Below are 12,050 nucleotides of genomic sequence, written 5' to 3' on the forward strand. Positions count from 1 at the left end.
CGAGGACGCCAGGGAGGTCCGGACGGCGTGCCGAGCGGAGCGCTGTCCCACTCCGAGACTCCACACCGGTCGCCGGCCCGCCCCGCGTCGCGTCGGCCGGGCCGTTCGCCGGTGCACTCTGCACCTCCCGGGACGCACGACCGGTGCGGGGTGACCTGGGAGGCGTGCGCCCCGTCCCGCAGGATGAGGTCCTGGTCGGCGACGGGAGGCGACACGTGGTGGTGCGCAGTACGGTCCGCTGGGCCGCGACCCACGGGGCGATGCGGCTGGCGATCCGGGCCCGCGCGCGGGCGGGCAACCCGGACGCCGAGGTGCTCGTCGACCCCGGTGTCCGCGAGGACCCCTACGCCCACTACGAGCGGCTGCGGACCGCGGCGCCGTTCACCGGAGGCGCGTTCGCGCGGGTCAGCGTCCACCACGACGTCTGCACCGACGTGCTGCGCAGCGACGACTTCGGGCAGATGGGCGGGTCCCGCACCGACGGCCTGCCGCCGCTGCTGGCGCGGGCGCTGCGGCTGGCCGGCCCGCGGCCGAGCGTCGGCCCCATCGACCCGCCGTCGATGCTCGCCGTCGACCCGCCGGAGCACACCCGCTACCGCGGGCTGGTCAGCCGGGCCTTCAGCGCCCGCGCCGTCGCCCGGCTGCGCGACCGCACCCGGGAGATCGCCGACGAGCTGCTCGACGACCTCGAGCGGGAGGCCGCCGCGCACGGCGGCCGGGTCGACCTGGTCGCGCGCTACGCAAGCCTGCTGCCGGTCACGGTGATCTCCGAGGTGCTCGGGGTCCCGGTGGACATGCGCGAGCAGTTCCTGGCCTGGGGCGACGGCGCCACCCCGAGCCTGGACATGGGGCTGGACCTGCGCACCCACCGCAGCGTCGAGCGCAACCTCGGCGAGCTCGACACCTGGTTCCGCGGGCACCTGCGGCAGCTGCGCCGCTCCCCCGGCGACGACCTGCTCTCCACGCTGGTGACCACCGCCGACGACGACGGCAGCGGGCTGACCGAGCACGAGCTGCTGTCCACGGCCGCCCTCGTCTTCGGCGCCGGGTTCGAGACGACGGTGAACCTCGTCGGGAACGGCGCCGCGCTGCTGCTCGCCCACCCCGACCAGCGGCAGCTGCTGGCCGAGGACCCGTCGCTGTGGCCCAACGCCGTCGACGAGGTCCTCCGCGTCGAGTCCCCGGTGCAGCGGACCGGCCGGCGGGCCAAGCGCGACACCACCGTGCACGGGGTGCCCGTCGCCGAGGGCGACCTGGTGCTGTGCCTGCTGGCCGCGGCCAACCGGGATCCGCGGGTGTTCGCCGACCCGCACGCCTTCGACGTCACGCGCGCCAACGCCCGGGACCACGTCGCCTTCTCCAGCGGCATCCACTTCTGCCTCGGCGCCGCGCTGGCCCGGATGGAGGGCGAGGTGGCGCTGCGGGCGCTGTTCGAGCGGTTCCCCGACCTGGCCGCCGCCGGCACCGGTCGCCGCCGCGGCACGGTCATCCTGCGCGGCTACGAGTCGCTGCCCGTCGTCCTCAGCCCGTCCCTGGCCCGGACCGGCGGAGCGGCCCCGCCCGGCGTGTGACCGAGCAGACCGACCAATCTGGTCTGTCCACCGACCGAAGTGGTCGGGAACGCCGTACCGTCGGCGTCCGTGACACGACCGTTCCGGCAGCAGGTCGACGAGGGCATCCTCGACCGGGCCGCCGCCCTCTTCGCCCGGCGCGGGTTCGCCAAGACCTCGGTGCAGGACGTCGCCGACGCCGTGGGCCTGTCAAAGACCGGCCTGCTGCACCACTACCCCAGCAAGGACGCGCTGCACGAAGCGGTACTGGCCCAGGCCGACACGCTGGGCGCGCGCGTGCTCGACCAGGTGGGCGACCTGCCCCCCGGCCCCGCGCGCGACCGGCGGGCGCTGGAGGTGCTGGTCGACGTCGCGCTGGCCCACCCCGGGCTGGTCGCGCTGATGCTCGCGCCGGCCACGCAGCTCCATGCCCGCGACCCGGAGCCCGCCGTCGCCGACCTGGTGCTGCAGGCCTTCGGCGTCGACCCCGAGACCACGGAGCCGCCGCGGCTCGTCCGGGTCATCGGCGCGCTCTCGGCACTCGCCGTGCTGACCCTCGCGGCCCACGCCCGGGACCGGACCACTGCGTGGCGGCAGCACATCGTCGCCACCTGCTTCGACGCGCTCGGCCACCGCCGTCCGGACGCCGTCCTTCCCCACTCCGACCAGGTGGAGGCCTGATCCCCCATGGCTCTTCTGTTGTCCCGGCTCGGTGCGTCCGCGCACCGGCACCGCGTGGCCGTCGTCCTCGTCTGGCTGCTCCTGCTCGTCGGCGGCGGCGTGGGGGCGGCGACCCTGGCCGGCGAGACGTCGGGCAGCTTCGCGATCCCCGGCCAGGAGTCGACGACCGCGCTGGAGCGGATCAGCGAGGAGTTCGGTGCCGCGGGCGGCGCGACGGCGCAGGTGGTGGTCGTCGCCCCGGACGGGCAGACCCTCGCGACGCCGGAGAGCGCCGCGGCCGTGGGCGCGCTGGTCGCCGAGCTGGGCGAGCTGCCCGGCGTCTCCTCGGCCAGCAACCCGCTGGACCCGGCCGCCCCCTCGGTCAACCCCGAGCTGACCACGGGCTACAGCACCGTCACCTACGAGGCGCCGGTCGGTGAGGTCACCCCCGAGCAGCAGGACGCGCTGACCAGCGCCGTCGAGGACGCCGGCGCGGGCCCGCTCACCGTCGAGGTGACCGGCCAGGCGATCCAGGCGCCGCCGCACGTCGGCGGCCCCGCCGAGGTGATCGGTGTCGTCGTCGCGCTCGTCGTCCTCGCCGTCACCTACGGCTCGCTGGTCGTCGCCGGCATGAACCTGCTGACCGCGGTCGTCGGTGTGGGCATCGGCGTCCTCGGCATCACCGTCGCCACGGGCTTCACCGACCTGTCCTCGACCACCCCGATCCTGGCCGCGATGCTCGGTCTGGCCGTCGGCATCGACTACGCCCTGTTCATCGTCAGCCGGTTCCGGCAGGAGCTGCGGCACGGCGCGGACGTCGGCACGGCGGTCGCCACGGCCGTCGGCACCGCGGGCTCCGCGGTCGTCACCGCCGGGCTCACCGTCGTCATCGCGCTGACCGGCCTGTTCGTCGCGGGCATCCCGTTCCTCACCCAGATGGGCCTCGCGGCGGCCGCGACGATCGTCGTCGCCGTGCTCGTCGCGCTGACCCTGGTCCCCGCTGCGCTGGGTTTCCTCGGCCTGCGCGTCCTGCCCAGGCGGCAGCGCACCGCCGCGCCGACGCACCACGCGGCCGGCCAGGGCTTCCTCGCCGGCTGGGTCGGCGCGGTCACCCGCCACCGCCTGGTCGCCCTGCTGCTGACGGTCGTGGCGCTGGGCACCGTCGCCGTCCCGTTCTTCTCGATGCAGACGACGCTGGTGCAGACCCCGCCGGAGGACAGCACCCAGGCCCGGGCCGAGCGGCTGCTCGCCGACGGCTTCGGGGAGGGCGTCAACGGCCCGCTCACCGTGCTGTTCGAGGGCGACGGCGCGGTGGCGGCCGCGACCGCGGCCGCGGGCGAGATCCCCGGTCTGGACGACGTCGCGCTCGTGACCCCGCCGGTGCCGAACGCCGACGGCACCGCCGCGCTGGTGAGCGTCATCCCCGGGTCCGGCCCGACCGACCCGGCCACCGAGCAGCTCGTCGCCGACCTGCGCGACCTGCTGGCCGACGTCGACGGCGCGCAGGCCTCGGTCACCGGGGCCACGGCGGTCAGCGTGGACGTCGCCGCCAGCCTGGACGCTGCCCTGCCGGTCTACCTGGCGCTGGTCGTGGGGCTGGCCCTGGTGCTGCTCGTGCTGGTCTTCCGCTCGCTGCTGGTGCCGTTGGTCGGCGTCCTCGGGTTCGTGCTCACCGTCGGGGCCGCGCTCGGCGCCACCGTCGCGGTGTTCCAGTGGGGCTGGCTGGCCGACCTGGTCAACCTCGAGGGCACCGGCCCGCTGATCAGCCTCACGCCGATCCTGGTGATCGGCATCCTGTTCGGGCTGGCGATGGACTACCAGATCTTCCTGGTGTCCCGGATGCACGAGGCGCACAGCCACGGCGCCGCGCCGCTGGAGGCGATCCGCACCGGGTTCCGGCAGGCCGCCCCGGTCGTCGTCGCGGCCGCGCTGATCATGTTCTCGGTGTTCGCCGGCTTCGTGCCCTCCGGGGACGCGACCATCAAGTCGATCGCCTTTGCGCTGGCCGCCGGCATCGCCTTCGACGCCTTCGTCGTCCGCATGGTGCTCGTCCCCGCGGCGCTGGCCCTGCTCGGCGACAAGGCGTGGTGGCTGCCGCGCTGGCTGCGCTGGCTGCCCACCCTCGACGTCGAGGGGGCCGCACTGGAGCGGTCCGCGGCCCGGCCGCGGGTCGAGCGGCCCGAGGTGGTCGGCGCCGGCGAGCGCTGACCCCTCCCGCCCGGACGACGCGGCCCGCCTCCCCGAGGGGAGGCGGGCCGCGCTGCTCCCCGGACCGGGGTCAGGGTGCGTCGTCCCCCTGGCCCAGCAGGCCCACGAACATGCTCTCGTGCAGGACGCTCACGTGCTGTCGGGCGACCTCCACCGCCGCGACCGGGTCCCTGCGCTCGAGCGCGTCGACCAGCCTGCGGTGCTCGTCGTTGGACGCCCGCAGGTAGCTGATCGGATAGGGCAGGTAGTACGCGTAGAGCTCCTCGAGCAGCGCGCGGTAGGGCTCGACGGGCAGGCCGGTCGCCGCGGCGACGGCCTCGTGGAACCGCTGGTCGAGGGCGTGGAAGTCCGTCCACGCCTCGGCGGCGTCCAGCTCCTCGACCAGGCTCCGCAGCTGCGCCAGGCTCTCCCCGTCGGCCGCCCGGGCCGCGAGGTGGGCGACACCGCACTCGACCAGGACCCGCTGGTCGATGAGCCGGTGCACCGCGGTCGCCGATGCGGCGTACGCGGCGGTCTCCTGGACCACACCCCGGGCCGGGCGCTCGGCGACCAGCGTGCCGCCGGCCCGGCCGGGACGGCGCTCCAGCACGCCGTCGCGGCACAGGGACACCAGCGCCCGACGCACCGTCATCTCCCCCACGCCCAGCGTCCGGGCGATCTCCGCGTTGGCGGGCAGGCGCTCGCCGGGAGCGAGCAGGCCCAGGTCCACGGCGAGGGCGATGCGCGCCCGCACCGTGTCCAGCGCCGTCAGCCGGCGGATGCCGACCAGCGCCGGCGCCTCGAGGTCCACCGGGCGGCCGGGGACCGGACGCGTGGCTCCACCGGCGGTCTCCGGGCGGGGCGGCATGCCCACACGCTATCCGAGCACCCGCAAAAGTGATCGTCATGAGCACCTTGCTTAAGTGCTCACTTTGCCCTAGTTTTTCCGGCACGACGCCGGGCGTGTGAGCCCGGGCACACGTCCCCTCCCGCCGCCGGCGCCCAGCTCCCGGAGAACACCCCGTGGTCCGTGCACTGCCCGTCGCCCTGGTCCAGTCGGCACCGCACCCGGCGACCGCCCCGGTTGCCGGCTTCGCCGAGTCCGTGGCCGACCTGGTGGCGACGTTCCCGCAGACCCGGCTCGTCGCCCACCCGGAGCTGCACCTGTGCGGGACCGAGGGCCCACCGGCGGAGAAGACGGCGCAGCTGGAGGCGGCCGCGGAGCCGCTGGACGGTCCCCGCGGCAAGGTCCTGGCCGAGCTGGCCGGCGACCTCGGCATCTGGCTGCTGCCCGGCAGCGTCTGCGAGCGCGGTGAGGACGGCGCCCTCTACAACACCGCCCTGGCCTACGGCCCCGACGGCCGGCTGGCCGCCTCCTACCGCAAGGTCTTCCCGTGGCGGCCGTTCGAGCCCTACCGCCCCGGGGACCGGTTCGTGGTCTTCGACGTCCCCGACGTCGGGCGCCTGGGCTTCGCCATCTGCTACGACGCCTGGTTCCCCGAGGTCGCCCGCCACCTGGCGTGGATGGGCGCGGAGGTCGTCGTCAACCCGGTCAAGACCACGACCGCCGACCGGGCGCAGGAGCTCGTGCTCGCCCGGGCCAACGCCATCGTCAACCAGGTCTACGTCCTCAGCGTCAACGCCGCGGCACCGGACGGCGCCGGCCGGAGCCTGGTCGTGGACCCCGAGGGTCTCGTCCGGACGTCGGCCCCCAGCGAGGCCGAGACGGTGCTCACCGACGTCCTCGACCTGGACGCGGTGACCCGCGTGCGCACCTACGGCACGGCCGGCCTCAACCGCATGTGGTCGCAGTTCACCAAGGACGACGCACCGCTGGACCTCCCCCTCTACGAGGGCCGGCTGCACCCCGGCCGGTGGCGTCCGGCCACGGACGGCTGACCCGACCGGCCGGACGGCCGGCACCCCACCGCTCCACCGTCGAGCCCCGGCGTCCCGCCGGCCGCTCCCACACCCTCCCGGAGACCACCCATGCCCACGCACGAACCCGCCCTGGCCAGGACCCTCGGACTGCGCGCCGTCGTCCTGTTCGGCCTCGCCTACATGACCCCCCTGATCGTCCTGGGGATCTTCGGCATCATCGCCGAGACGACGGCGGGGGCCACCCCGTCGGCCTACCTGCTCGCCCTCGGCGCGATGCTGTTCACCGCCTACAGCTACGGCCGGATGGCCCGCACGTATCCGGTCGCCGGCTCCGCCTACACCTACGTGCGGAGGGCGATCGACTCCCGTGCCGGGTTCCTCGTCGGCTGGGCGGTCCTGCTCGACTACTTCTTCCTGCCGATGGTCATCTGGCTCATCGGCGCGGCGTACCTGTCCGCCCAGTTCCCCGGGGTCCCGTTCTCGCTCTGGGTGCTCGCCTTCATCGTGCTGACCACGGTGCTCAACGTCCTGGGCATCAGGGTGGCCCAGCGCGCCAACGCCGTCCTGATGACCTTCCAGATCCTGGTGCTGGTCTTCTTCGTCCTGCTGGCGTTCCGCTCCCTGGTGGCGGGTTCGGGGGCGGGCAGCCTGTTCGCCGTCACCCCCTTCCTGAACGGGGACTCCACCGTCTCGGGCATCGCGGCCGGCGCGGCCATCGCCGCCTACTCCTTCCTCGGCTTCGACGCCGTGACCACCCTGACCGAGGAGACCCGGGACCCGCGGCGGACCATCCCCCGCGCGATCCTGCTGGTCGCCCTCATCGGCGGCGGCATCTTCGTGTTCGTCGCCTACGTGACCCAGCTGGTCCACCCGGGCGGCGTGTTCGAGGACTCCTCGTCCGCGGCCTCCGACATCGCCGGCGCCATCGGCGGGAGCCTCTTCGGCGCGGTCTTCCTGGCCGGCCTCGTGGTGGCCCAGTTCGCCTCCGGCCTGGCGGCGCAGGCCAGCGTCTCCCGGCTGCTGTTCGCGATGGGACGCGACTCGGTGCTGCCCCGGCGGCTCTTCGGCCGCGTCCACCCGCGGTTCCGCACCCCGGTGGCCGGCATCCTGCTCTCCGGCCTGGTCGGGCTGCTCGCGCTGCAGCTGGACGTGACGACGTCGACCTCGTTCATCAACTTCGGCGCCTTCACCGCCTTCACCGCGGTCAACCTCAGCGTCATCGCGCTGTTCCTGCGCGGGCGGCGGTCCGGCGAGCGGCTGCCCGTCCTCGGCTACGTCGTCGTGCCGGCGATCGGCGCCGCCGTGGACCTGTGGCTGCTGACCAATCTCGACGGCACGGCGATCACCCTCGGCATGGTCTGGCTGGCCCTCGGCGTCGTCTACCTCGCCGTCCTCACCCGCGGCTTCCGGCAGGCGCCGCCCGAGGTCCGGTTCACCGACGAGGAGCCGGCGGACTCGGCGGTCCCGGCCGGGCGCTGATCACGGGGGCGGGGGCTCCGCTGGGAGCCCCCGCCGAGGTGGGGTCGCGGGCACGACGGACGGCGGAGAGCGTCTGCGGCCCGTGGCCCGATCGTGTGGTGCAGGTGCCGGGCACAGGCCCCCTCGGGTCGGCCGACACCGAGGAATTCGTCATGGTTCCGGCTCGAAGTCCCTGCTCAACGGACCGAAACTGTCGTACCCCGTACGTATGTTCGGTTCATGGGTCGGGTGCGGGGTCGGCAGGCGGTGGAGGAGCTGCTGGTCGACTGGTCGGTGGCCCAGCCGCTGCCCGACCGCCGGCTGCCGGTGTCGCTGCTGACCCGCGAGCAGAAGGCCGCCGAGTTGCAGCGGGTGCAGGCCCGCCGGGCGATGGACGCCGCCTACGAGGCGGAGCTGGTGCTGGGTCTGGCCGACGACACCCCCGACACCCTGGATCCACCGGCGGACCAGCCGGGTGCGCGGCGGGGGTCGTGGGCGCCGGAGCCGGAGCTGCCCGGGGTGTCGCAGTTCTTTCCCGCCGAGCTGGCGGTGGTGCTCAACTGCGGCCGCCGCAGCGCGGCGAACCTGGCCCAGCGGGCCTGGGTGTTCCGGGAGCACCTGCCCGCGACCTGGGCGGCGCTGGCCGCCGGCGCGCTGGACGAGCCCCGGGCGAAGGTCCTGGCCGACGTGCTCGGCCTGACCTCGCCCGCGCTCGCCCGGCAGGTGGAGGCTCAGGTCCTCGCGGAGGCCAGCGGCCTGTCGACCGGCCGGCTGCGCGCCCGGGCGCTCGCGCTGCTGCTGAAGCTGGACGCCTCAGCGGTCGACGCCCGCCGCAAGTCCGCGAAGCGGCAGGCCGACGTGCGCACCTATCCCTCGCAGCTGGAGGGCATGGCCACCCTGGCCGCGGAGCTGCCCGCCGACGAGGCCGCCGAGGCCTTCGACCTGATCGACCAGCTGGCCCGGATGGCCAAGGCCGACGGCGATGACCGGCCGATCGGCCAGATCCGGGCCGAGGTCTGCTTCCTGCTGCTGCGCCGCCCCGCCGACCACGGCCTGCCCGGCGTCACGGCGAACGTGACGGTGACCGCCGCGCTGGACGCCCTGGAGGGCACCGCGGCCACGCCGGGAGCGGTGAACGGCCTGCCGATCACCGCCGCGCACGTCCGCGAGCTGCTGGCCCGCCTCGCCGCGCTGGGCCTGCGCGCCCCCGAGGGCGCGTCGCTGACCTGCGCGCTCACCGACGGCGACGGGCGGCTGCTGGCCACCGCCACCCTCGAGCAGCTGGCCCGGGCCGCGCGCCGCGGCTGCCCCGACCACCCCGACAGCCAGTGCACGTGCCCGGTGCTGGACCGCCCGCCGCCGACCGAGGCGCACGACCCCACCGCCGCCCAGCACGCCTTCCTCACCACCCGCGACCGCGCCTGCCGGTTCCCCAACTGCGGCCAACGCACCGGCTGGGCCGACCGCGACCACGTCCTCCCGCAGGCCCACGGCGGACCCACCGACTGCGCCAACCTCTGCTGCCTGTGCCGCAGCCACCACCGGCTGAAGACCCTCGCCCGCGGCTGGCGGTTCGTCATGGACCCCGACGGCACCCTGCACGTCACCACACCCTCCGGCGTCACCCGCACCACCCGACCACCCGGGATGCGCCCGCCGGCAACCGACCGACCACCGGCGGAAGGCGGCGGGTCGTCGCCACCGCCAGACGACGACCCGCCGCCCTTCTGATCAGCGGCGGACCCGCTGGTCGGCTCGTGCACACATCGACGAGCCGACCAGCACGGGAACGACCGCCGACCGGCGGCGGCGGTGGCGGTCAGTCCTCGGGCAGCCGCACCGGGGCGAGCTCGTCGAACAGGTCGCCCGGGCCGGGGTTGTCCGGGTGGCTGCGCCCGCCGAGGTGGTGGACGACGCCCCACACCGCGTTGAGCGCCGTCTGCACCGCACCCTCGGCCCAGCCCGCGGTCCAGGAGATGTCGTCGCCGGCGAGGAACAGGCCGCGGTACTGCTCGGGCAGCTCGTCCTGCTTGAAGTGGGTGAACAGCCGCCGCTGGTAGCGGTAGTGGCCGGGCAGGTTGGCCTTGAACGCGCCCATGAAGTCGCGCTCGGACTCCCACGACACGGTCACCGGCGAGGCGATGACGTGCCGGCGCAGGTCGACGTCGGGGTAGATCTCGCGCAGCGAGGCCAGCATGACCTCCATGCGCTCGGTGGCCGACAGCGGCAGCCACTTGAGCGAGTCGTCGGCCCAGGTGTAGCTCAGGCAGATCAGCCCGGGCTTCCCCTCGCCCTGGTCGAGCAGGTAGGTGCCACGGGTCATCCGGTCCGACAGCGTCATGCTCATCCGGTGCCGCCCGGTCCGCGGGTCGACGTCCTTCCAGAACGGCCGGTCGACCAGGCAGAACAGCTTGGTGGAGCCCATGTAGTGGGTGCGCTCGATCGCCGTCCAGTGGTCGATCGGGAACAGGTCCTCGTCGCAGGCGATGCGGGAGAGCAGGTTCCAGCTCTGCGCGGTGAACACCGCCGCCGCGTACGTCCGGATCCCGCCGTCGGTGTCCGTGACGGTCAGGCAGTTGGGCGCGGTCCGGTGCAGCCGGGTCACCCCGGGCAGCGGCCGCCCGCCGGGGTGCAGCGACGCCAGGCTGGTGCCGGCCGGCCAGTGCACCGGCGCCTCGACCTGGCGCCGCCACAGGCCCACCGGCACCTGCTGGCAGCCGCCCACGACCGACAGGTGGTCGTCGTCGGCGGCGGTGTAGACGACCCGCAGGATCTCGAGCATCGAGTTCGGGTAGTCGGTGTCCCAGCCGCCGGTGCCGAAGCCGACCTGGCCGAAGACCTCGCGGTGCCGGAAGGAGCGGAACGCCGGCGAGCCGGCGAGGAACCCGTAGAAGGTGGTGTCGTCGAGCTGCTCGACCAGCTCGTCCCAGATCGCCTTGATCGTCTTGACGTCGCGGTCGCGGATCGCCCGCTGCACCTCCTCCAGGCGGGCGCCGCGGACCAGCGTCTCGTGCCAGGCGTCGGCGACCTCGCGGTAGAGCGGCGGCAGGTCGTCGAGGGTGCGCGCGTAGTGCGTTTCGCCCTTGAGGTCGACCACGGTGCTCGGCGTGGCGACGTCCAGCGGGTTGGGGAAGCGCTCGGTCCGCAGGCCGAGGTCGCGCACGTAGGAGAAGAAGGCCGTCGACGACGGCGGGAAGCGCATCGCCCCCATCTCGGCGACCACGCCGGGGTGACCTTCGAAGCCGAGCGAGCGCAGCCGGCCGCCGATCTCGTGGGCCTCGTAGACGACCGGCTTCAGGCCCAGTCTCATCAGCTCGTACGCGGTGACGATGCCCGACAGGCCGCCGCCGATGACGGCGACCTCGGTGCCGTGCCGGGCCTCGGGCACCTCGCCGAGCCCGGCCGGGTGGGCCAGCCAGTCGTCGTAGGCGAAGGGGAAGTCCGGGCCGAACATGGTCAGCGGCCGGACCGGCCGCTCCTCGCCCGGCTCGTGCGCGGCGACGGGGATGGCGGAGGTCATGCGGGGTTCTCCGTGGGGTAGAGCTCGGGACGGCGGTCGGCCAGGTGGGTGTTCACCCGGCGGGAGGCGGTGAGGACGGCGGGGTCGACGTCGGCGAGCAGCAGCTCCTCGCCCCGGCCGGCCCGCGCCAGCTCGGTGCCGTCGGGGGCGATCACGCAGCTGGCGCCGCAGTAGACGAACTCCCCCTCGGCACCCGTGCGGTTGGCGTAGGCGACGAACAGCTGGCTCTCGTAGGCGCGGGCCGGCACGAGCACCGTGCCGACGTGGCCGTAGGGGTCCATCAGCCCGGTGGGGACCACGAGCAGCTCCGTGCCGGTGAGGGCGTGCGCGCGCACCGCCTCGGGGAACTCGACGTCGTAGCAGACCAGGATGCCGATGACGAGGTCGTCGAGCCGGAACTGCACGACGCCGACGTCGCCGGGCACGAAGGCGTCGCGGTCGACGTCGCCGTACAGGTGCGTCTTGGCGTAGCCGGCGAGCACGGCACCGTCGCGGTCGACGACCACCACGGTGTTGGCGACGCCGGCCGGGGTGCGCACCGGCAGCCCGACGGCGATCGCCAGGCCGGCCTCGGCGGCGATGGCGGCCACCCGGTCGGTCAGCGGCCCGGGCACCGGCTCGGCCAGCGCGGCCACCCGCTCGGCGCCGATGGCGTAGCCGGTCAGTGACATCTCCGGGGTGACCAGCAGCCGCGCATCGGCCGCGGCCGCGCGGGCGGCGGCGTCGGCGACCGCCGCCAGCCCGGCGTCGGGGTCCGGTGTGCGGGCCGGGCCCTGCAGCAGCGCGATCCGCAC

9 protein-coding genes are annotated in these 12,050 nt (G+C 74.7%); 6 read left to right on the forward strand and 3 right to left on the reverse strand.

All coding sequences use genetic code 11. The features are described from left to right. Positions 1 to 215: 215 nt before the first annotated feature. From CNO22_RS02650 to CNO22_RS02660, 3 genes are all read left to right on the forward strand, one after another. A complete protein-coding gene (locus CNO22_RS02650) occupies positions 216 to 1,571 on the forward strand; it encodes a cytochrome P450 (RefSeq protein ID WP_232806741.1) in 1,356 nt (451 codons plus the stop codon). Between the two features lie 69 nt (positions 1,572 to 1,640). Then, positions 1,641 to 2,231, forward strand: a complete 591-nt coding sequence (locus tag CNO22_RS02655; protein ID WP_100497829.1) for a TetR/AcrR family transcriptional regulator — start codon at positions 1,641 to 1,643, stop codon at positions 2,229 to 2,231. A gap of 6 nt (positions 2,232 to 2,237) precedes the next feature. Continuing rightward, the gene (locus CNO22_RS02660) at positions 2,238 to 4,418 is read left to right on the forward strand and encodes an MMPL family transporter (protein WP_100497804.1); all 2,181 of its coding nucleotides are present in this window, start codon (positions 2,238 to 2,240) and stop codon (positions 4,416 to 4,418) included. Between the two features lie 70 nt (positions 4,419 to 4,488). Here CNO22_RS02660 and CNO22_RS02665 read toward each other — a convergent pair whose 3' ends face one another. After that, a complete protein-coding gene (locus CNO22_RS02665) occupies positions 4,489 to 5,265 on the reverse strand; it encodes a FadR/GntR family transcriptional regulator (protein WP_100497830.1) in 777 nt (258 codons plus the stop codon). A gap of 155 nt (positions 5,266 to 5,420) precedes the next feature. On the opposite strand from CNO22_RS02665, the gene CNO22_RS02670 reads away from it, so the two are divergent. The 3 genes from CNO22_RS02670 to CNO22_RS02680 all read left to right on the forward strand — a co-directional run bounded on the left by CNO22_RS02670 (position 5,421) and on the right by CNO22_RS02680 (position 9,467). Continuing rightward, positions 5,421 to 6,296: a carbon-nitrogen hydrolase family protein gene (locus CNO22_RS02670; protein WP_100497805.1), complete on the forward strand. Its 876-nt coding sequence runs from the start codon at positions 5,421 to 5,423 to the stop codon at positions 6,294 to 6,296. Positions 6,297 to 6,386: 90 nt separating this feature from the next. Next, positions 6,387 to 7,757, forward strand: a complete 1,371-nt coding sequence (locus CNO22_RS02675; protein ID WP_100497806.1) for an APC family permease — start codon at positions 6,387 to 6,389, stop codon at positions 7,755 to 7,757. 219 nt (positions 7,758 to 7,976) lie between these two features. After that, positions 7,977 to 9,467 (forward strand): HNH endonuclease signature motif containing protein, encoded by a 1,491-nt coding sequence (locus tag CNO22_RS02680; RefSeq protein WP_100497807.1) that lies wholly within the window; start codon positions 7,977 to 7,979, stop codon positions 9,465 to 9,467. An 88-nt stretch (positions 9,468 to 9,555) separates the two neighbouring features. Here the strand turns inward: CNO22_RS02680 and CNO22_RS02685 are convergent, their stop codons facing one another. Both CNO22_RS02685 and CNO22_RS02690 read right to left on the reverse strand, forming a co-directional pair. Continuing rightward, positions 9,556 to 11,256 (reverse strand): flavin monoamine oxidase family protein, encoded by a 1,701-nt coding sequence (locus CNO22_RS02685; protein WP_100497808.1) that lies wholly within the window; start codon positions 11,254 to 11,256, stop codon positions 9,556 to 9,558. Further along, positions 11,253 to 12,050, reverse strand: a complete 798-nt coding sequence (locus CNO22_RS02690; RefSeq protein ID WP_198588061.1) for a carbon-nitrogen hydrolase family protein — start codon at positions 12,048 to 12,050, stop codon at positions 11,253 to 11,255. The genes CNO22_RS02685 and CNO22_RS02690 overlap by 4 nt, the downstream gene beginning before the upstream one ends.

The sequence above is a fragment of the Geodermatophilus chilensis genome (genome assembly GCF_002802985.1).
Taxonomy (GTDB): Bacteria; Actinomycetota; Actinomycetes; order Mycobacteriales; family Geodermatophilaceae; genus Geodermatophilus; species Geodermatophilus chilensis.

Excerpts from the sequence above, each read along its gene's own strand:
- CNO22_RS02660 (WP_100497804.1), top strand. The coding sequence starts at position 2,238 with ATGGCTCTTCTGTTGTCCCGGCTCGGTGCGTCCGCGCACCGGCACCGC.
- CNO22_RS02665 (WP_100497830.1), bottom strand. The coding sequence starts at position 5,265 with ATGCCGCCCCGCCCGGAGACCGCCGGTGGAGCCACGCGTCCGGTCCCC.
- CNO22_RS02675 (WP_100497806.1), top strand. The coding sequence starts at position 6,387 with ATGCCCACGCACGAACCCGCCCTGGCCAGGACCCTCGGACTGCGCGCC.
- CNO22_RS02680 (WP_100497807.1), top strand. The coding sequence starts at position 7,977 with ATGGGTCGGGTGCGGGGTCGGCAGGCGGTGGAGGAGCTGCTGGTCGAC.
- CNO22_RS02685 (WP_100497808.1), bottom strand. The coding sequence starts at position 11,256 with ATGACCTCCGCCATCCCCGTCGCCGCGCACGAGCCGGGCGAGGAGCGG.